This window comes from Paenibacillus amylolyticus, assembly GCF_036894225.1.
Classification (GTDB): domain Bacteria; phylum Bacillota; class Bacilli; order Paenibacillales; family Paenibacillaceae; genus Paenibacillus; species Paenibacillus amylolyticus.
In genome coordinates, this window is record NZ_CP145892.1 from 3856019 (window position 1) to 3877751 (window position 21733).

18 protein-coding genes are annotated in these 21733 nt (G+C 47.4%); 3 read left to right on the forward strand and 15 right to left on the reverse strand.

From position 1 onward, the window contains the following. Window positions 1-219: 219 nt before the first annotated feature. Genes V6668_RS17095 through V6668_RS17105 form a run of 3 tightly spaced genes read right to left on the reverse strand, consistent with a single transcriptional unit; the run spans window position 220 to window position 2907 of the window. Window positions 220-1113, reverse strand: coding sequence for an NAD-dependent epimerase/dehydratase family protein (locus V6668_RS17095; protein ID WP_338706220.1), 894 nt, complete (start codon window positions 1111-1113; stop codon window positions 220-222). A 12-nt stretch (window positions 1114-1125) separates the two neighbouring features. Beyond that, the gene (locus tag V6668_RS17100) at window positions 1126-1896 is read right to left on the reverse strand and encodes an SAM-dependent methyltransferase (RefSeq protein ID WP_338706222.1); all 771 of its coding nucleotides are present in this window, start codon (window positions 1894-1896) and stop codon (window positions 1126-1128) included. 30 nt (window positions 1897-1926) lie between these two features. Continuing rightward, window positions 1927-2907: a Gfo/Idh/MocA family protein gene (locus tag V6668_RS17105; protein ID WP_036613784.1), complete on the reverse strand. Its 981-nt coding sequence runs from the start codon at window positions 2905-2907 to the stop codon at window positions 1927-1929. A gap of 189 nt (window positions 2908-3096) precedes the next feature. Between V6668_RS17105 and V6668_RS17110 the strand changes: the two genes are divergently transcribed. After that, window positions 3097-3681, forward strand: a complete 585-nt coding sequence (locus V6668_RS17110; protein WP_076317676.1) for a bifunctional transcriptional activator/DNA repair enzyme AdaA — start codon at window positions 3097-3099, stop codon at window positions 3679-3681. Further along, window positions 3678-4496 (forward strand): SPL family radical SAM protein, encoded by an 819-nt coding sequence (locus tag V6668_RS17115; protein ID WP_076317675.1) that lies wholly within the window; start codon window positions 3678-3680, stop codon window positions 4494-4496. The genes V6668_RS17110 and V6668_RS17115 overlap by 4 nt, the downstream gene beginning before the upstream one ends. 168 nt (window positions 4497-4664) lie before the next feature. Here V6668_RS17115 and V6668_RS17120 read toward each other — a convergent pair whose 3' ends face one another. From V6668_RS17120 to V6668_RS17145, 6 genes are all read right to left on the reverse strand, one after another. Beyond that, window positions 4665-5771, reverse strand: coding sequence for a Gfo/Idh/MocA family protein (locus tag V6668_RS17120; protein WP_036613782.1), 1107 nt, complete (start codon window positions 5769-5771; stop codon window positions 4665-4667). A gap of 98 nt (window positions 5772-5869) precedes the next feature. Beyond that, window positions 5870-6595, reverse strand: coding sequence for a ThuA domain-containing protein (locus V6668_RS17125; protein WP_036613781.1), 726 nt, complete (start codon window positions 6593-6595; stop codon window positions 5870-5872). A gap of 69 nt (window positions 6596-6664) precedes the next feature. Next, window positions 6665-7837: a Gfo/Idh/MocA family protein gene (locus V6668_RS17130; RefSeq protein WP_076317674.1), complete on the reverse strand. Its 1173-nt coding sequence runs from the start codon at window positions 7835-7837 to the stop codon at window positions 6665-6667. Window positions 7838-7891: 54 nt separating this feature from the next. Continuing rightward, the gene (locus tag V6668_RS17135; protein WP_338706226.1) at window positions 7892-8941 is read right to left on the reverse strand and encodes a LacI family DNA-binding transcriptional regulator; all 1050 of its coding nucleotides are present in this window, start codon (window positions 8939-8941) and stop codon (window positions 7892-7894) included. A gap of 506 nt (window positions 8942-9447) precedes the next feature. Then, window positions 9448-10530 carry a class II fructose-bisphosphatase gene (glpX, locus tag V6668_RS17140; protein ID WP_036613775.1) on the reverse strand — a complete coding sequence of 361 codons (1083 nt, stop codon included), beginning with the start codon at window positions 10528-10530 and terminating at the stop codon, window positions 9448-9450. A gap of 691 nt (window positions 10531-11221) precedes the next feature. Continuing rightward, window positions 11222-11740 (reverse strand): GNAT family N-acetyltransferase, encoded by a 519-nt coding sequence (locus V6668_RS17145; protein ID WP_338706229.1) that lies wholly within the window; start codon window positions 11738-11740, stop codon window positions 11222-11224. A 123-nt stretch (window positions 11741-11863) separates the two neighbouring features. Between V6668_RS17145 and V6668_RS17150 the strand changes: the two genes are divergently transcribed. Continuing rightward, entirely contained in the window at window positions 11864-12508 is a 645-nt protein-coding gene (locus tag V6668_RS17150; protein WP_338708966.1) for a YitT family protein, read from the forward strand. Window positions 12509-12590: 82 nt separating this feature from the next. Here the strand turns inward: V6668_RS17150 and V6668_RS17155 are convergent, their stop codons facing one another. The 6 genes from V6668_RS17155 to V6668_RS17180 form a co-directional block, all read right to left on the reverse strand. After that, complete coding sequence (locus V6668_RS17155; RefSeq protein WP_338706230.1) at window positions 12591-15170, reverse strand: glycosyl hydrolase; 2580 nt, start codon at window positions 15168-15170, stop codon at window positions 12591-12593. Window positions 15171-15533: 363 nt separating this feature from the next. Next, on the reverse strand, window positions 15534-16052 hold the full coding sequence (locus tag V6668_RS17160; RefSeq protein WP_338706232.1) for a (2Fe-2S)-binding protein: 519 nt from the start codon (window positions 16050-16052) through the stop codon (window positions 15534-15536). Continuing rightward, window positions 16049-18577, reverse strand: a complete 2529-nt coding sequence (locus V6668_RS17165) for a molybdopterin cofactor-binding domain-containing protein (protein WP_338706233.1) — start codon at window positions 18575-18577, stop codon at window positions 16049-16051. Before V6668_RS17165 ends, V6668_RS17160 begins: the two co-directional genes overlap by 4 nt. 33 nt (window positions 18578-18610) lie before the next feature. After that, on the reverse strand, window positions 18611-19525 hold the full coding sequence (locus tag V6668_RS17170) for an FAD binding domain-containing protein (protein ID WP_338706235.1): 915 nt from the start codon (window positions 19523-19525) through the stop codon (window positions 18611-18613). A 290-nt stretch (window positions 19526-19815) separates the two neighbouring features. Beyond that, the gene (locus V6668_RS17175; RefSeq protein WP_338706236.1) at window positions 19816-20457 is read right to left on the reverse strand and encodes a nucleotidyltransferase family protein; all 642 of its coding nucleotides are present in this window, start codon (window positions 20455-20457) and stop codon (window positions 19816-19818) included. After that, window positions 20429-21721 (reverse strand): XdhC family protein, encoded by a 1293-nt coding sequence (locus V6668_RS17180; RefSeq protein WP_338706237.1) that lies wholly within the window; start codon window positions 21719-21721, stop codon window positions 20429-20431. Before V6668_RS17180 ends, V6668_RS17175 begins: the two co-directional genes overlap by 29 nt. Window positions 21722-21733: the final 12 nt, after the last annotated feature.

Here is a 21733-nt window from a genome sequence, read left to right on the forward strand (position 1 = left end):
TAAATAATATCGTGTAAAAGATTAGTCCCACTTATCTAAATTAGGTCCCGTTCAAATTCGTAAAAATGTACAACATAAACAGGGTGCACCGGAGATTACGCTCTGGTTGCACCCTGTTGGATGTTCATTCGCTGAAATAATCCGTCATTCGAGCCGTTTGGTTCGTCTGTTTCACTAAGGCTCGTCGAATTCATTTTGGTTCCATCCGGACCGATATTTCTACCGCTCCGACTGTAATGCAAGAGCGACCTCACGAACGAGTCCCGGGAACCAGTCCATCAGAGGTTCGAACGTATACCCCGCTTGTTCAGCTTTGGTCGTCTCCATCGTCCATGATTGCTCAATTCCGAAGGGTGACATGTCCTCTTTCACCGTTTCCGTGAGGATCTGGGACTGCATGCCCGTGACCGTCTCGATCAGATGTATCATGGCTGACAGCGTAATCGCACCCTTGGAAGCTGCATTCACCGGACCTGTAATGGACGAATGTCCAAGCCAAGCGAGAAATCTTGCCGCTTCGGTGGAATTGATAAATCCAATCTCCGCATCCGGATTTGGCATGCCGATCGGTTTTCCTTTTTGCACATGTTTAATATGAAAATGAAGTCTTCTCGTATAATCATCAATCCCGAGTACAATGGGAATGCGCATCGCCACAACCGGGAAATCCGCTTCCTGAAAAAACACAGCCTCCGCAAGCCGTTTGCCTTCTCCATACGAAAAATCCTCTGCACTTCCATACTGCAATGGATATGTATACGGGTCAAAATCCGTTTCCTTAAATCCAGGTCTGGGATCACCGTACACCGAGAGTGTGGATGTCAGAACGTATCTTTTGGTGCGTCCTGCAAAAGCTTCACATGCCGCTTTCGCCGCATCTGGAGAATAACAAATATTATCGTACACAACATCCCACATGTCTGTCTGTGCAACCTCTGCCAGAGATTCCGGGTCTTCACGATCCATCTTGATTCGGTTTACTTCGGGTCCGAAGTCGACATCCGTTTTACCACGAGTTGCGACTGTGATCTGAGACTTCCCTTCCCACAGCAAGTGATCCACCAGACGTTTACCAAAAAAACGTGTACCCCCAAGTATAAGTACTTTATTCATCCAAAAAACCTCCTATCTTGTTCGATTATGTTTAACAATTTGAAGCATGGTATGAGCATTCCGTTGAAACTCATATGAAGTTGGTTCTTCGGATACCGTACACCCACGCTCTTCGAGTATTAATTTCAACTCATCCATGTGTTTGTAACGTTCGCCAGACAGATCCACTGTTGGAAAAATGCGAACCTCTTGTTTGGTCACACGCAGCAACTCCATTATGGTTGCAACATGAAAATCAACATCCAATCGATCCGCATAAGTAAACAGGAAATGGGCGGATAACGTCAGATCGAATTGTTCATCTGCAAAGGGTAGATCCGGGAGCACAGACGCCACATAACGGTCAGGAAACATTCTCATATCTGCGATGCAATCTGTGATGGCACGAGTTCGTTCTTCCTTTAACCCCTGGATTGATCCAAATTGATCCCACACATATATCCCTTGCACGGGTTCCATCTGTTTCATCGTATGCTCAATGTCCTGAAATCCCTTTACTTCAAGCTCGTCGATCTCATGTTCGTAGGCAATATCCACGGCCACGGGATCAGCACCCAACTTGCGCGCCTGGCTACTGAACGAACATGCTCCACCTGGACAATCCAGAATGGACTTGCCATTAATCTCGTCCACCATTAAGTTGAACATCTTCATATATTCCTCGAAGGTTCTTCCTATGAAAACGATCTGTGACAGTTCCAAACCTCCAGAATCATTGGACTGCTGATCTTCTCTACTGTTCTTCTGCACTTCTTTACTGTTGCTCTGCTCATCTCTGCTCATCTCGTCTCAGCTTCCTTTCCTGCGCTTGAATCAATCGTTAGGGAACACAAGCCCAATCTGCTTTCGAATCTGATCCATGACCTGCATCGTAACATAAGAGCGTTCATACGTGTTCATGTCAGACTCTTTTTGGCCCTGCTCAACCAGATTCACGAACTCCTCCACTTCATAATACATCGCCGGATGGTTTTGTTCGACTGTGAGCTGCTCCACCGTACCGTCATTGTAACGTATCTCTGCATGTTCCGGTGAGCCAATCTTGTCAATGATGATGCTGCCCAGCTCACCCATGATTTCGCTTGGTAGATGAGAGTTGGAGATTTTGGAGTATGTAACGACCGCATCCATCCCATCATAGTCCAGCAGCACACTACCTTGTCCATCCACGCCAGATTCCAGCATCATCGCTTGGGATTGAACCCGGTTAGGTGCACCGAACAACGTAATCAATGGATAGAGACAATACACACCGAGATCCATTAACGCCCCATTAGCGAGTTCAGGCTTGAACGCGTTCAGGACAATCCCCTCTTTGTACTTGTCGTAACGCGAAGAATACTGAGAGTATCCTGCTACGTATTTGCGGACAGGACCGATTTTATGCAGGCTCTTCTGCACCATTTTGAACTGGGGAACAAGGGTCGATTTCATCGCTTCCATGAGCAGAACCTCGTGTTCTCGTGCTGTATCGATCATACTCCGAACTTCGGCGCTATTTGCAGCCAGAGGTTTCTCGCACAATACATGTTTACCGTTTCTCAGAAAAAGCTCAGCCTGCTCCGCATGAACCGTATTCGGTGTTGCGATGTAGACTGCATCAATCACATCACTTGCCGCCAACTCTTCCAGATCGGTGAATCGGTGTTCAACATCATATTTATCTGCGAATGCATTAGCCTTATCTTCAGTTCTTGAATACACGGCGGTTAATTTGAATCCTTCAACCTGTGCTGCGGCTTCAAGAAGCCTTTCTGTAATCCAGTTGGTACCCACTACGCCAAAACGAACCATGCCTACCTACCTCTTTCATCTATAAATTTCATTTGAGATATAAACCACTCCATCTTGTATATTGTAGCTCATATTTCGTTCAGATTGAAGGAAGGGGCCATATCCCCAAATATTGATATCTTGCTTTTTAAGTTAGAACTTCGTCAATCCCTTCGAATCAAGGGTATAATTAGAGATGAGGTGATCACAGTGGAAAGTCGAGATCAAGATCGCATACTGCCCGAATCTATAGAGGAAAAATACTGGCATGCCATCATCCACAACGATAGTTCCTATGATGGAACATTCTATTACGGCGTGCAAACAACGGGTATTTTCTGTCGACCTTCCTGTAAATCCAGAGCACCCAAAGTTGAAAATGTGCTGATATTTCAACATATTGAAGAAGCGTTAGCATTAAAGTTCAGACCCTGCAAACGTTGCAAGCCCACAGGCGAGCGGGTACCTGATCAGGAGTGGATATACGGAATCACGGATTACATCGAACATCATTACGCCGAACCTCTAACCTTGGATGTCCTTGCCACTGTAAGTCATGGCAGTCCTTATCATCTGCATCGTGTGTTCAAGCGGATTACAGGCCGCACACCGGTTCAATATATTCAGGATAAACGAATTACCGAAGCCCGGAAGTTGCTTGAACATACCGGACTTACCGTCACCGATATTGGCCGCCATGTCGGTATACCTAACTCAGCTTATTTCATTACTGTATTTCGCAAACACACAGGTCTCACACCTGCACACTACCGCGAAAGGCATGAGAACTTATGAAGACAAATCTTACTTACAAAGTACCCAAAACGTTACTCAACAAGGGGACAGGGTTCCTTAATGGATATACACATACACTGAATCCTTACACAGGATGCGCCTTCGGTTGTTCTTATTGTTATGTCAGACAGATGCCTGTCTCTCTCTTTCGCAAAGAGGATTGGGGAACGTGGGTTGATGTGAAACAACAGGCCTCCCGAGTATTCGCCAAAGAGTTGCAACGTGCCCTGACCAAAGGGAAAGTTACTCTGTTCATGTCATCCAGTACCGACCCGTATCAACCCGCCGAATACAAGGAGTGTATCACGCGTTCATTACTTGAAACGATGGTACAGCATCCTCCAGATTTCGTATTAGTCCAGACCCGCAGTCCACTCGTTACCCGGGATATAGATCTGCTACAGCAGTTAGGTGACCGGGTTCGGGTCAGCATGACGGTAGAGACGGATCTGGACGATATGCGCAAGCATTTCAGTCCTTCCGCTCCCCCAATTGCGGGCCGATTACGTGCATTGGAACAGTTGCGGGATGCCGGAATACCCACGCAGGTTGCGATTGCTCCCGTATTACCCAGCAGTGAACAGTTTGCAGCCATATTGAGACCTCTGGTTCAACGTGTATGCATTGACGATTACTTCATGGGCGATGGCAGTGAGGGCAAGCGCACCCGTCGACTCGGTATGGAGTTGCTCTATCAGCAAGTGGGGATGGAGCATTGGTATCATCCAGATGCGTATCAGACTGTAGTTCAGCGGATGAAAGACTGTTTTGCCGAGGATGAGATCTGGATCAGTCAGGCGGGATTTGAGCCATAAATGGCTATATAAGTTGGACTAAAGATTATTTACACTGGACACTCCAATGACAGAACAACCTTTCGAGCGCTGTTATTCCCAGATTTTTTTGATTTAATAAAAAACAGCCCCTTTCCTTGTTCGAAGGAAAAGGGGCTGTTTATCATGATATAAGTCATAATGGCTATCTTATTTATCCAATGTATACAATGGCAGATCCACCGGCAATGCAGCCGGGCGCTGACACGAGCTTTTCATCTGGTAGAACGTCTGTTCATCTGATGAATCGTGGAATGCCCACATGGCCTCAAGTACGTGGTATGCCAGTTCCCCACTCGCACGGTGTGCACGTCCACTATGTGCTGCATAGGCCATATCTGCCACACCGATGCCGCGTGTATTTTCCTGATATCCTGGAAGGAGCGGAACTTCCGTCCATTCATGTTCACCCAGCAAGCGATAACGAACCGGACCACCAAAGGTGTTGGGGTCAGGTACCTGCAATGTACCGTGCGTGCCATATATCTCAATCGGTGGCAATGCACTTCCGCCAAATACGTCAAAACTTGTAATCAGTGTGCCAATGGCTCCCTGTTCAAACTGTAACAGACCGGTAACGTGAGTTGGAATTTCGACGGGAACCGTCTGACCTCTCTTTTTCTCACTCGTAATCGTCCGTTCTTCCATGGCTTTACCCGTCATGCCTGCAATTGACTTGATCGGGCCCATTAGTTGGACCAATGCGGTGAGGTAGTACGGACCCATGTCAAACATTGGCCCACCGCCTGACGCGTAATAAAACTCCGGATCTGGGTGCCAGTGCTCATGACCACGACTCATCATAAATGCGGTCGCCGCCACCGGCTTGCCGATTACCCCTTCCTCCACCAATTGAAGTGAAGTCTGGATGCCTGAACCAAAGAACGTTTCTGGTGCACAACCCACAAGCAATCCTTTACGCTTCGCTGTTTCGAGCACGGCCTGCCCTTCTTCACGGGTAACCGCGAGCGGTTTTTCTACATAAACATGTTTGCCAGATTCAAGCGCCCGCAAGCATACATTCGCATGAACGGAAGGAATCGTCAGGTTGATGATCAGCTCAATCTCGGGATCAGCCAAGATTTCGTCGACGCTGTATACGTTAGGCACGTTATAGGCTGCTGCCTGCTCCTCGGCACGTTTCCGGTCGAGATCCGCAACAGCAACAAGTTCCAGCACCTCGAACCGGTTACAGTTTTCCATATAAATACCGCTGATTTTACCGCAGCCAATAATGCCTACTTTCATTGTTTTCATACCTGGGGCTCCCTTCGCCGTGGATCAGAAATGGTTTTTATCCATTGAGGATGAATGGTTAACACTGAAGTTACGTTTGCAATCCAGCTACAATCTCATTAGTTCTGGTTGTCCGCCATACCTGTGTACACTTCGGTTGCTGAACTTACTCGACTCTTGGCAAGTTCTTTGCCTGCTGCTGTCCATTTGAACCCACTGCGCATCATTTCAGTCACGGGTTTCATGTCTACAATGTCTGCATGATGTCCCAGGGAGTTGTAGAATACCCGTCCTGCGCCCCAGCGTTTCGTCCAGACAACAGGCATATCTACGGGCCCATTCGCTGCATGCGGACCAGTTACCACTGGGAAACGAGTTGTTGCCAGCACTTCCACTGCCGGGTCTACGTGCAGGTAGTACTGTTCACTTTTCACCTGAAAATCTTCAATATGATCCAATAACGGGCTAGAGCCACGCTTCATGTTCACCATATACTCCACACCATCGTTACCTGGATGGGCAACCCATTGTCCACCCGTCATAAACTGCCAGTCTACGTTATTTCGGAAGGCATCACACATCCCGCCATGAAGACCAGCCAAGCCCACACCGCTCTGAACAGCCGCTGATACGTTATTGACGAGTTCTTGCTCAATCTGTCCCATTGTCCACAACGGCACGATCAGATCCAGACCTAGCAGCTTCTCTGCATCCGCATAAGACTCCAACGTATTCGAGACTTCAACCTCAAACTGCTCTTCCTTCAAAATACGCTCAAATATCGCTGCTACCTGCTCCGGTTCATGTCCATCCCAGCCGCCCCATACAATCAGTGCTTTACTCATCGTTTATTCACTCGCTTTCGCCTAGTTTTATGTGTTCAACCTTATTTCTGACGTCACTGTCTTGCTTGCTCACATCTCTTCAAGCGTCACCCAGCGCCGTTCTGTTACCGAACGTTCTACTGCTTCCAGTACAGCCTGACACGCGACCCCATCGTGGAAACTCGGTGATGGTTGGCGTCCTTCAGAGATCGCTGTCACCAGCTCCAGCATTTCATGGGTGAACGTGTGCTCGAATCCAATCGTATGTCCAGCAGGCCACCAGGCTTCAGCATATTTATGTGCCGGATCGGTCGCCAGTACACGGCGGAATCCCTGTACGTCCTCTTCATCCTTTGTGAAATACACTTCCAGTTCGTTCATCCGCTCAAAATCAAATCGTACACTGCCGAGACTGCCGTTAATCTCAAACGAGTTCGTACTGCGATGCCCCGCTGCAAAACGTGTAGCCTCGAAGCTGCCCAGCGCCCCTCCTGCGAATCGTGCCAGGAACAACGTAGCGTCGTCGACGGTCACTTCTCCTTTCGGTGCATCCGCATTCGAACTGCCCTTTGCACTCAGACCGGTCATCTCAGCTGCAAGCGGTCGTTCTTTGATGAAGGTTTCGCTCATGCCGATGACTTCCTGGAATTCACCAACGAGGAAACGAGCCAGGTCGATTAAGTGTGCACCCAGATCCCCGTGGGAACCGGAGCCAGCCACTTCTTTTTGCAAACGCCATACCAGCGGGAACGAAGGATCCATGATCCAGTCCTGCAAGAAAAAAGCACGGAAATGATAGATTTTACCCAGTCGTCCGCTCTCCACCAGATCCTTCGCTAATTGCACCGCTGGTGAGAAACGGTAGTTGAACCCGACCATATGTGCGACTCCAGCATCCTCAGCTGCCTGAAGCATCTCACGCGAATCCGCAAGCGACAGGGCCAGAGGCTTCTCACAAAACAGATGTTTGCCCTGACGAGCTGCTTCCAACGCAATTTCCTTATGGGCATCACTTGGTGCGTTAATATCAATCAGATCGATATCATCCCGCTTTACCAGTTCACGCCAATCCGTTACACTTTCGGACCAACCGAACTGATTCGCTGCCTGGTGCACTCCCTGCTCGTTACGTCCACAGATCACAGACATCTCAGGTTGCAACGGAGCAGACGGGAAAAACATCGGCAGACTGCGATAGGCATTACTGTGGGCCTTCCCCATAAACTTGTATCCAACCATTCCGACACGAAGACGATTTGACATGATCATTTCCTCCTTTGGAATAATAAAAAGTCTTTCAATATGTGTACCAATAAACTATTGACGGATAGAAGAAGCACGGATAATCAGTTCGGTAGGCAACAACGCTCTCGCAGATTTGGGTACCGCTACAACAGAGTTATTCGCTTCATGTGTATCACCCACAGACCCATGCATAAGCTTCGATACTGCAAGTTCACCCATCTCAAAAAATGGAACCCTGACGCTGCTCAGCGGCGGAACCGCCATCTCGGCGGCATCGGAGTCGTCATAACCCACAAATGCCGGAAAATCCGCAGGCCCTATTCCCCGCTCACGCAAACCATGCATGACACCAATGGCCATCCGGTCATTGGCCGCAAATACAGCATCAATCTCATGTAGGCGATCTGCTACAATCGCTGCCGCCTCAATACCACTTCTTCTACTATAATTCCCTTTAAGCAATAGACTCGGGTCCAGCTCCATACGTGCTTCTTGCAGGCCAAGACGAACGCCTTCCATTCGCTCCTGGCTGTTGGAATAGCTGTCTGGACCATTGAGAAAAGCGATTTTGCGATACCCCTGATCCGTAAGATGACGTATGGCAAGTCTGCTTCCTTCCACATGATCCGCATCCACTTCCGTGAACGATTGGCCCTCAAAATGCTGATTCATGACACAGAATGGGTGTCCTTCCTGATGAAGTTGCTGCATGGCCGCCAGTTCTTCATGATCATCTCTGGCACCAAGGATAATGCAGGCGTCCACTTTCTGACGCCGGAACAGATCCGTATAATTCATCACTTCACCGGGTGTTCGGAACATAACCAACAGGTCCATGCTATTGTCTCTGGCTTTGCTTCCAATCCCACTCAGCATTTCCGAGAAGAAATACGCCGAGAACAGATGCGCCTTCGGAACATAAGGTAATACCACGCCAAGGTTTCCGCTTTTACTTCTGGCAAAACTGCGAGCAAGCGCGCTGGGCACATAGCCTAACTGTTCGGAAGCTTCAAGAACCTTGCGGCGTGTCTCTTCTTTAATAGGGCCTACCCTATTAAGCACCCGGGAGACCGTCGCCTCGGAAACACCCGCAAGATCAGCCACTTCTTTACGAGATGCCATGAATTTCACCCCCTTTTATATAAGTTGAACTAAAGATTATTTACACTGAACTACGATGACAGAACAACCTTCCAATCGCTGTTATCCCCAGATTTTTCGATTCCTTTTTATAAAGGGGAAAATCCGGGGATAGCGTATGCTTCCGATGCAGCTTTCTTTCAGAAAGCTTTTAGGCGAACGCTTCGCTTTTTCAGGTTTTTTCTATCCTCTCCGTTATCGTGCAAATGATTAGTTCAACATATATAGCTCATCATTAAATCATAAAATGGTTAAAAATCGATATTTATGTACGCGCGTACATTTTCTCATGCTATGTAACCGTTGTCAATGCTTTTAACACAAAAAAATAATGAGGGTTTGGGTTAATCCAAGCCTCATTATTATCTTGCCAGAGATGGTACTTTCATTAACTTCATGCTCTGTAATCTTAGGGGTTCAAGTTACTTATCAACCTTAAATACAACGATTTCAGTTGATCCTGTTTGTTCAATTATGGGGAGTGCAGCTCACAACGTCGTTGTAACGCCAAGATCAACGGAGGATTGACTAAACTCAGCTTGCTCCATCGTTTTCGCATGACTCGGAATGCGATCCGAGGGTTCTGGCGTGGATTGGAGCTGTCTTACTTTGTGCAACACTTCTTTGTTCGGCAGGAAGTGTTGGGAACGAATAAACCGAATTGTTTTGGTTTTGGCACGCATAACAATTGAATCGGTCTCGGCCCGATCATCTGCAAGATACCGTACCCCTCCCAAGATCTCACCTGGCGTCACACCTGTTGCGGCAAAAATGACATCCTCTGTGCCGATCATATCCTGCATCGTTAACACTTTGTAAGGATTATCAATTCCCATCTGCAAGCAGCGTTGGAATTCGTCTGCGTTGGCAGGCATCAGACGACCTTGGATCTCACCCCCAAGGCAAGATAGCGCTGCGGCAGCCAGCACACCTTCTGGCGCTCCTCCAGATCCGACATACAGATCAATGCCCGCCTCCGGGAAGGCCGGTGCCATCGCACCCGCAACATCACCGTCACTGAGAAACTTGATCCGTACGCCAACCTTGCGTAGCGTCTTGATGGTACTCTCGTGTCGCACACGATCCAGAATCATCACAGTGAGGTCCGAGATGTTTTTGTTCAATGCGGCAGCGGCTTTCTCCAGTGTGACTTCAACCGGGTCTTCAATGCTGACCTTGCCTACAAGCGCAGGCCCTACCGCCAGTTTCTCCATATACATGTCCGGTGCGTGGAGCAGGTTACCTTTTCCCGCCACTGCAATAACCGATAGAGCGTTGTTTAGTCCTTTGGCCACGATTTCTGTACCTTCGAGCGGGTCTACAGCCACGTCAACCTCAGGGCCCTCAGCGTTGCCCACTTCCTCGCCGATGTACAACATGGGTGCTTCATCCATTTCTCCTTCACCGATTACCACCGTGCCGCGAATGGACACGGAATCGAACATGGCGCGCATGGCCAAAGTAGCCGCTTCATCTGCACTGTTCTTGTCGCCTCGTCCCATCCAGGGTGCTGAAGCTAACGCAGCCAATTCTGTTACTCTGACAATTTCCAACGCCAGTTCGCGTTCCATTTTTCCCACTTCCTTTCCAATTTCCAAAAGCATAACGTGAAAGCGGTACTAAATCCATCGCAAATCCATATGAAATTGATCTATAATCGGCGTAGTAGCGCCTTTCGAACGATTTATACCTTATTTATCCAATTAATATATGGATCGATTTCACTCCTTTTTCCGGCTTGTTTTAAGAGTCCAATCCACCTGATTTCTCACTTGAAATATTAATTTTAATTTCCATTTTCCGCTCTAAAACTAAATAATTCAACATGGTGGATTAACACGTCCGTTTCATGCGCAAAAAGTTCTTTTAACATGAGATATATACAACTTATGTACTGATTATTAAGAACGTAACGCTATCTAACAAACTACGAACTAAAACGATTTTCGGCTGACTGTCCAAACGTAGAAATAAACTAATAAAATGTATTGATGATCCTTGAGATCAGCCTATTTCCTTCACGATTATTGAGCAAAATTATACTGCTAATTATGTATTAATCAGGCCTTTAACTTTTGCTAAAGCCATAGATGCAGCTTATGAAGGTCATCGAAAATAATAAGTTTACATAATATTTGTTATGTAATAAAATTCGTCAATTTCTTCATTTTATTATTCAACGGTTCTGGCAAAACATAAAAAAGCTCAAAAGAATTCTGCTCAATAGCATTTTTCTCCCAAGCTTTTCCCTCGATGATCCCGTTACAGTATCGTTTTGGTCATTATAAAATCAATCTGTTCCTCATCTCCCATGTAAAAAGCATGAGCTCCTGTCTGTACAAACCCCATCTTTTCATAAAATGCGATGGCATTTTCATTTTTCTCCCACACGCCTAACCAAATATTCGTTTTGTGTTGTTCTGTTGCCATCTCTATGGCTTTATGGAGCAGTACCTTACCCAGGCCATGTTTTTGGAACTCTTTTTTGATGTACACCCGCTCGATCTCAAAGGATTCCAAGCCCATCTTCTCAGACTGAGCTTCATTGATATTCACTTTCATGTACCCTGCCACTTTATGGTTGACATAAATAAAAAGAAATTGTGAATCCGCCACGGACAGTTCCGTTTCTAATTGCTCCCGATTAAACGCCTTTTCCAGATAAGCTTTCATATTTTCGGGTGAATTTTGCCCTTTAAACGTTTCATTAAACGTCTCATAACTAATCTCCTGCAGTTCACATACATGTTCAATGGTACATATCTCTATACGAATCGTCATCTATATTCACATTCCTTTAACAAGTTAATCGTTTGTTGCAAATGCACTAAAAAAGGGTTACATTGAATTTAGCTCAATTTTGTTGTATTTGCAACATAATATCAAAAAAGAGGTTGAATGAATTTGAAATATGTACTTTTTGTCGCAGGTATTCTCATCTTAACACTTGGCATCTCCCTTACCATCCAATCTGAACTGGGCACCTCACCGTTTGATGCACTTCTGGTAGGGCTGTCACATCATGTTGGGCTAAGTGTAGGTAGCTGTGAGGTCATCATTGCTTTCCTATTAATTGGATGTAATTCGCTTTTGAAGCAGCAAAAACCCGAGTTTTTGGGTCTCGTCACCGCATTCATTACTGGTGTGGGGATTGATATCTGGCTTTATGTATCTGATTCCTTGATCACACCCGAAGTTTGGTACAGCAAATTAATGACTTTTGTCATTGGTTTAGTGATCATAAGTATTGGCACGGCAATTTATTTACAGACCAATTTTGCACCCATTCCGATTGACCGCTTAACATTAATCTTGCATGAAATCACTCAAACACCCTTATTTATATCGAGAACATTGATTTACCTTGTATTTTTAATTCTGGCGTTTCTGCTCAGTGGGCCAATCGGGGTTGGAACGTTGATAACCGTATGTTGTGCAGGTGTACTTCTTCAGTTCATTATGGGCCATACGAAAAAGATAATAGATCGCATATTAACAGACGTGGATACGTCGTCACATACTACAAGTGAAAAAGAACATTCCGTCTAATCGGTGTACACCTTCTACACCATAAAAAGGCTGAATCAGAGGTTCAAACCCTGATCCAGCCCATTAAACGTGCTATCTACCTTTACGGCTCAATCCCCCATACCAGCTGACCGTTCACATACCCGGTAACCTTATCATGGTTTGCGAACTGACTACCGGATGCCTTGAACGAGTAATCATTAGTCTGTGTGTAATTCGTCCAATTGTTTTTGGAAAAGCGTGTTTGAATCTCTGCGCTCTGGCCCGCATTCAGTGATCCCGCCGTACTTGTAAAGCCCACTTCAAGATAGTGATCCGCTCCGGCAACTGGAGTCGCCAGTTTAACAAATTGGCTCGTTACATTCGCACTGCCCATACTGGCCCAGTCGGACCAGAAACTCTGAGTTTCCTCCCCGTCAATTGTATAGTAATACCGGAGTTTTACATCACTTAACGGAATAGCCGAATTGCCTGAGTTGACCAACTTGAACTTGGGTGATACGCCGTTGGTCGATGCACTTGTATTGCCGTTAAAAGCTTGAATCGTCAAATCCCCTGCTGGCACAGTAACCGTGCTGTCTACCACATTCACCGTTAACACAGCGTTATTTCCTCCATTGAATTGAAAGGTCAATACATTCTGACCCAAGGGCAGCGTAGCGAGATAGGATTTATTCAGAAATACAGCAGAGCTGGATGCCGTATAATTCTGACCTGATACAAGAGTAGCATTCCCCTTCGTGATGCTTGTAAGCTGACGGCCGTTTAAGGTGAGAGATACGGTAATATCCTGTGCTGAATTCGTCGCTTTATCAAATGTTGCATTCACAGGAGAAATCACAGCATTTGTACCCGGTGTTGAATCCACAATTTTGACTTTTAACACAGGGTCCTGACCTTGATTAAAATCCAGAACAATCGAATGCTCACCAACTGGCAGGGCTGCCAGATAAGCTTTTTTCAACAGCAATGTGCTTCCGTTCAAGGTATAGTCTGTCGTTGCGGTCAACGCATTGTTGCCTGCCCGGAGAGCAGTTAGCGTATTGCCGTTTGCATTCACGGTTACGGTTTTATCGCTTTGATTAGGTGTGTATTTGTCAAATTCAACGTTTCCAGGTGTGATGGATGCACTGGGGTTGGGATTGTTAGCCTTTAGATTTGGCAGCTCATCCAACGTAATGACGTAATCACTTTGATAAAGCGTTTTCAATGTTGCCGGGTAATTAAAAGCAGAACTCATCAGATGCTCGCCATACCAAGGACAGAAGTACAGCCATCCTGATTTCTCCTCTGTAAGATTTTTCACACTTGGAATCGTGTCGTTCTCCGTCATGGCTACCATTTTCGTACCGTTCGTCAACTCAACAAGCTTATAGAAAATCGAGGTAATCGCATCTTCATTCGGTACGCCGGATAAACCGTCATAACGGTTGTAGATCGTATTGTATTTATCATATCCGACGAGATCTACCTGATCATCGCCCGGATACCAGGCAGGAGAAGTGCTGTATACGTAGCTGTTGTAGGTCCAGATCAGATTGTGCAAGCCATACGTCTCGGTCAGTTCGGTATACAGCAGATCCCATAGCTCTTTGTACACTTCTGCACCTGCCGAAGCCCACCAGAACCATGCACCTTCCCCGTTCAGCCCGCCGTTGCCTTCTGCTTCATGATACGGACGGAAAAGCACTGGCACATCGTTATCTTGCAAAATCAGCAATTGTTCTGCCAGATCCTCGATGGTCATCATCACGTATTGATACTCTTTGGTACCGGGAATTACCGCATTGGCTGTATTAAAATTCGTTTCTGTTGGCTTGTAGGTCGCCTCTTTCCAATCCACAAAGTCCCCAAGCTCATACGTATTGAAATTACGAGGTACATTGATATGCCAGGAAGCGGTTGCAATACCTTCACGGTTATTCACCCAATCAATCATGCGATCAGTTGTACCGTCCTCCCAACCATACAACGGATTATAGTTCATCAGATCAAAGCCACGGATAGCCGGATACTTTCCAGTCAGATCATGAATCCACTCGAATTCAAGCTCCGAATCTCCGTCATTCCCTCCTCCGTAGATCTCTTGCTGACCAGAAATAATGTTGTTTCCGTATACCTCCGTTAAATAATTCATCAAAATTTGAGTTTCAGGTGTAGCTTCAGGATCAGTGAGAACTGGCTGCACATTCAGGGGATCCAGATCAGCATGATCCACTGTAAAAGTATCAAAATACGCGAAGCCCCAGCCAGCCTTCAGCTCAATCGTGTTGGCACCCTGATTCAGCTTGTGAAAGCCAAAATCGAAGTCTGACCATGTTGTCGTGTAAGGTAGCATGAACGCCCCTTTCGTAACACCATTCACGATTAAATTTTGTGACCTGCCATCTGCACTGAGCTCCTGCATATATCGTGTGGAGATCGCGTACATGCCGGTTTCCGGGACAGTTACTGTGAAGGTTAATGTGCCAGAGTTCTGCATCCAGACAAATCCGGCCCCTGAGAATCCGGGCTTGGGTTGCCCATAGATTGAAGTAACCACTTGAAGATCCGGGGTGAGCTGAGCATCTTCGCTTTCGATGGTGAACAATGGTGTGTCTGCATGAACGGGCGCTGTCATTAATCCAAGCAGTAGGACCAATGCCAGCATCATTGCGGTTGCCTTTTTGAGCAAATTTTTCATCAATTCCATCTTCCTTCCCAAGTGAAATATGATAATGAAATGTCAATGAATCCTTTCATGGTTGCGCTTTCATTTTAAACATATCACGCACACCAATATTTGTAAATATATGGTGAATGAGAATGTTTGAAATTCTTTTGTACCAGTACTTTGAACATTATATTTCCTTTCTCTCATCCGAGTTGATAATTGACGAAAACGGTTCATAATCTAATCAATTTAGCGTATGAAACTTCATCTCACATTAGATGTGCACTTGAAAGAAAAACTGATAAACAACAAAAAAAAGCATTCCTATTCGGATGCTTTTTCACGTATGTTTCTTCAATTGCCCTTGCTTATGTCTGCGTCCTGCGTCCCGCCTCAACTTACGGTTTCCTCGGCAGACGTTTCTTTTACCACACAGCGTTCCCCTGCCTTGCGTACCGCCCGAATAATGCCACCGTAGCCGGTACAACGACACAGATTCCCGCACAATCCTGTTTCAATCTGTTCTTGAGAAGGCTCAGGATGTGCATCCAGTAATGCCTTGGTTGAGATCACCATGCCTGGAGTACAGTAGCCGCACTGGAAGCCACCTTCCTCCACAAAAGCCTGTTGAATCGGATGCAGAGTGCCTTTCTCCTCGCCGTGCAGACCTTCAATCGTCACAATGTCACTGCCTTCACATTGATAAGCCATGACAAGACAGGAATTCACGGGTTCTCCATCCATCAGAACCATACATGCGCCGCAGCGACCAACTTCGCAGGATACTTTGGTACCCGTTAGTTGCAAATGAGTCCGAAGCACATCGACAAGTCGGGTCGTTTGCGCGATCTCCAGATGTTTCTGTTCGCCATTCACAACGGCTGTCCAGTGATTCTCAAGTGGTTTACTCATGATGGACTCACTCCTTCCTGCAAAGGTACATTTAAAGGTCTGACCAGTTGTTCCCTCGGTACAGGAAGACGGTTAACCCATACGCCTGTCGCCTGGTGAATTGCAGCTGTTATGGCCGGCGCAAGCGCAACGGAGCCTATCTCACCGATCCCCCTAGGACCAAACGCATCACCTTCGGGTAAGTCTTCAATAGCCTCAACCTCCAGATTGGTATGAATATCCTGAATGGTTGGGATCAGATACGTGTCGAGGTTCGTGGTTACATAACGGCTGTCCTGCATGACCGCATCCTCCGTTAACGTGAATCCAAGCGCCATGACACTGCCGCCTTCAATCTGTCCGATATAACCCATAGGGTTGATAACTGGACCTGCCGCAACAACATGGCGCGTATCAAGAAGCTTGGTTTCTCCGGTCAACGTATTTACTTCCACCTCTGCCGCAACCGCCGCATACGTATACAAATAATGCCCGCCTACCACGTTGTCTGGCGTAGTTGGGTAATCAAACTTTGTATCAAAAATCCATTCATCGGCTTCGCCCTGCGTTGCGAGTTCGGCATACGAAACCACAAAGCCTGATGAAACTCCCTCTTTCACCAGGTGATGAGATGCACCTAAATAACTACTTTCAGCAGTTTGATCACTTTCAGTCCCTCCAGCAACGATATCAGCCACTTTAGTTCTTTCAGCCTTCTCTAGTTTTCCTGCTTCTTCAGACGTTTGATTTACGCCTTCCAGCGCCAATGCTACTTTCTTCTCGCTCTTTCCTGTTCTTTGCACATCTGTTTCCGCTTCTGAACTTTCGGCAGGAAGCTGGCCTTTACGCCATATACCACCAGGCCCTGTCACCAGTTCATCTGCCGGAACGCCGGACATTTCAGACGCGACAGCGAGAACACGGGAACGAAATGGAGTCTGCAAGCGTTGAAGAGCCATCCATGCCATCGTTGTTGAACGTGAAGCTGTACTTGATCCGCTGTGGGGCACACGATCCGTATCTCCGATAATAATACTGAGATCCAATGTACTGCATTGGAATAGATCACATAACATAATTTCCAGCGTTGCAATGAGCCCCTGACCGAATTCCTCGTAGCTGAACGCCACCTCAATCTGGCCTTCGTTATTCAGGGACAGGCGGCCTCCCGCAGGGTCTGGAATGCCATAACCCAGCCCTGCACCGTGCATGGCGATGGCTGCTCCGACTCCGCGTTTGATCCATGGTGGCAGGGCAGGATGTGCCGGGGGACTCTGATGTTTTTGCCACAGTTCGGAGCGATCCAATGCCTCCCATACTTGGGACAGTCCATCCGTAACCAGAATGCGTTGATTCAGTGGTCCAGGATCATTCTTTTCCCTCATATTACGTCTGCGGAACTCCCAAGGGTCCATGTTCATGATTGCTGCAAGCCGATCCATCTGGCCTTCCATGGCAAAAATCGCCTGATTCCCGCCAAATCCGCGAAACTCACCTGACAGCCCGTTATTCGTATATACAGATACACCTTCCACATCCACATTTGGAATGGCGTAGGGTCCAAGGCAATGCTCGGTACAGAAGTTCAGCACCGGTGCGCCAAGTGTCGCGTACGCTCCGGTATCTGCTGTTATACGGACACGATGCGCTTGGATGATGCCTTCTCGACTCATGCCAGTCTGCATTTCAATCTTCATTGGGTGCCGTTTCAGCCCTGCACGTACGGATTCTTTACGAGAATTATGCATTTTCACAGGACGTCCGCATCTCAAGGCCAGTAGTGCACCATAGGGCTGTACGTTTAGTTCATCTTTTCCGCCAAACGAACCACCAATCGGTGAAGACACCACCCGGATATCTTCTTCAGGACAGCCAATAATGCGTGCAAGCTGCATCCGGTCTTTATAGCCATGTTGCGTTGCCGCGTATACATTCAGCCTTCCCTCTTCATCCGGGACAAACAGGCCACCTTCTGTCTCCATGTACGCATGCATCTGACGAGGCGTATAATACGTCTCTGTCACGATATGATCACACGTGGCAAAGGCTTGCTCAACATCTCCGCGTTTAATCTCCGTCCGATGCAGCACATTACCTGGACCATGCTCATGCAGCTCTGGTGCGCCGGGAGCCAATGCAGCGTCTGTACTATTCAGCGGAGTGAGTTCCTCATACTCTACACGGATCGCATCCAGTGCAAGCGCCGCACGTTCCGGGGAATCCGCAGCAACCGCTGCAATGGCGTCCCCAACATAACGAACAATATCCTCGCAGAACACAGGCTGATCCGGGGTCGCTATGCCAAAACGATTCAGACCAGGCACATCTTTGGAGGTCAAAACCGCATAGACACCTTCCAACGCCTCAGCTTCCGAAGTATCTATAGACAATAGACGAGCATAAGGATATTCGCTTCGCAATACTCTGCCATGGATCATGTCAGGTAACGTCATATCCGTAAGATATTGAAGTTGGCCTGTAACTTTGGGTGCCCCATCTGGCCGCAGGTGCCAGCGTTTCCCGCTCTGTTGCCGATTCAGCAGCATGATGCCTCTCCTCCTTTGCTTGATCGAAGTCTTCTATTCGTGAAGTGCTTCCCATAACCCGGCACCAAGCATGTTGCCTGCGGTCTGTTTGCGATAATGTTCCGTTGCAAATGCATCGCCATAAGTCGTAAATTCGCTAGCCACGGCAGCTGCAAGAGTCGCCGCTTGCATAACAGTAGCTTCGCTACCAAGAAGCTGTCGTTCCGAATCCAGAAGTCGCATCGCCATGCCTGAGCCTCCACCAGCCGCAATCGCAATCTTGGTCCAGCGGTTATCCAAATCAATCTCACCGTATAACGCAACCGTCACCAGCGAAGCACTGAACGTCTCCCGTCGACCCAACTTGCGGTAAAAGGAAACTTCTCGTGCTGCATGTCTCTGCTCACTGTCCGCATCAAGCAGAGAGGACGGTCTCATCGGGATATGAATCGAGATTAATACATCCCCTGGATTACGGATGCCATCCCGTTCACCCTGAAGCCAGGAAGACACGCTGCGGGTCTCGATTACGCTATCCGTCAACCACTGCAGCTTCGCATCATATACAAGCAAAGCAGGCAGCGTATCCCCTACTCCGGACACAATATTCCCGCCAATGGTTGCCACATTACGAATGGAAGGGGCCGCAATTGCATTCACAGCTTCTTGCAGGATCGGCAGTTGATGCAGCAACGCTTGTGCAGCACATTCCTTTAATCGGGTCATGGCTCCAATGACTATCTCATCTCCACGAATAGATATACCGCTCATTTCAGGAATACAACCCAGACTAATCATGTGTTCAGGCGCTGGAACCAAGCCGCCCTCCCACTGGGTTCGCAGCAATGTTCCGCCTGCCGTAAAACAACATATTCCCTTGAGTCTTCTTCTTAACGTTTGCAGTTCTTGCATATTCTCAGGCTGCCATACCGATGGCATGGCTCCAGAACCGTATGCCGGTGTTACCATCGCTGCATCCCCTTTCTCTCTCTTCCTTGGGCAGGAAATTCAACCGTCTGATTCAAATAATTCTTCAAATCATATGAGAGTTCAGCAGCAACGTCAATTACCTTTACATCGTTTTGGATAAATGTATAAAACCTGCGTTTTATTTGTGCTTGATGCATCACGATCTATCGAAAGCTAACATAGACTCTCTTTCATCACATGATAAAAGAAGACAAACAGGCCAACCAGACTGCCTGGCTGACCTGATCATGTAATTAAATTATACATAGTTAATAATCTTCTCCTGTTATTTAGTCTGTCTGCTGCGATTCATATACATGACTCAGAATGCGTTCCAATTCCGGTTCTGTATCCGCATCCCAGAAACTAGTCTCAGACAGTGGTACATGTACACCTGAATAGTTAGCGCTGCGCATAATCTTGCGTGCCCCCTCATCTCCATGCAAGGACAACAGAGGGCCGAACATATGGGAGCGAAAAGCAACGGGCGGCTTGCCTCCCTCTCCGTTGGTAGCTGCGACATAGTCACATAACTTGTGGGTAGCCAGTTCTGTAGTCACCCGATTAATATCCTGCGTTTTTAATAAAGGCTGATCACCCAGTAACATGAGAATGCCCTCCGGTTTGTACTCCATGGCGGACAACACGCCAGAATGAAGAGAATTGGCCATGCCGCAGGCATAGTCAGCACAGACCACAATTCGAAGTCTCGCTGTGGGATGGTAGGCATACGTAGCAGAATCAAACCATTTTACAGGTAGCCATGCCAACGAATCTTCCGGTTTGACCACACAGACCACTTGATCTAGCTCCGAATTCAACGCAGCTTCCAATGACCATGCAGCCAGTGACCTTCCGTCAGGCATGACAACCGAGAGTTTATCCCGACCAAGGCGACGACTCTTACCTGCTGCCAGAACTATGCCCGTCATTCGCATGTGCAACGCTCCCCCTCTGCACCTCAGAACTCAAGGAAGAAACCTTATGTTTACATGCGATCAATTCCGCTACAATGCTGATGGCGATCTGTTCGGGACCGTCTGCTCCGATGCTCAAACCAACGGGAGAATGCACATATTTCAACGGTGGTAAGCCATCCAGCAGACGGGCTGTTCGTGTTTTGGAACCCATGATGCCAAGATACGCGTACTCACAGTCCACTACCATCTCCAACAGTTCACGTTCGCGGGGAAAATTGTGACTCATTAAAATCAAATAATCTCCGTTGTTTACGTTTAACTGAGGCATGATCTCACATGGGAAACCAAGTATAAGTTCAGTTTCTGGGAACCTTTCCGAGGTGCATAAGGACTCTCGCCAATCGGCTACGATTACTCGGAATCCTGCGGATTGGGCGAGTCTGGCAACAGGAATAACATCATTCCCGGCTCCGATGATAATCAGGCGAGGTTTAGGCGTGTACAGCGAAGTAAGTTGCTGCGGGAGGTCCCAGGGATTCGTTGAAACCGTGTTGTTTGTCGCTATTTCAGCATCAGACTCAGAGATATGTTGTGAATCACCGGATAGATGGGAAGAGTGAGATTCGTTTGACAAAACAGGTACCACTTCAGGCACAAGCGTAAGGCGAGGTATGTCGGGAGAATATTGTTTTGATGCCGTATGTTCATGCTTGATATTACCACTGCTGTGTTGTACATCAACCTGCAATGAAGCTGGATTATTGTTCGTCACGCGATCATGAGGTGGGACGAGCGAAGGACGCAAGATTGGCTGGCGCCGAGTACCCGTTGGTTCAATCCGTTTCCAGCCATATTGAACCTTCGTATAATCATCTTGGAACGTTCGGGTTAACGCTGTTGCAGCGCCGGATTGAAAACAATCATACATCTTCTGCAACGTATCTCGGAGTTCACCACACACAGGTTCAAGCAACACAACAACGAGTCCGCCGCAGCCAATCGTCTCACCCCAGGACAGATCATCCTCGGGACGCATGTCGTATTCCGCGAATTCCATCTGCTTCGTATCCAGCACATGGCTCACCCGGGCCTGAAGATCACTCTCCAGACATCCCGGACTGATACTGCCAACCATTTTGCCATCCTCGGTCAACAGCATAGAGACTCCCTGCTTACGGTAAGCATGACCCTCTACCTTAATCGCTGTTGCGAGCACGCAGCGCGTTTCACGGGCTGCAATTGCACACAGATCATGCATTTCCATAGCGGTCTCCATCCTTTCTGGAAT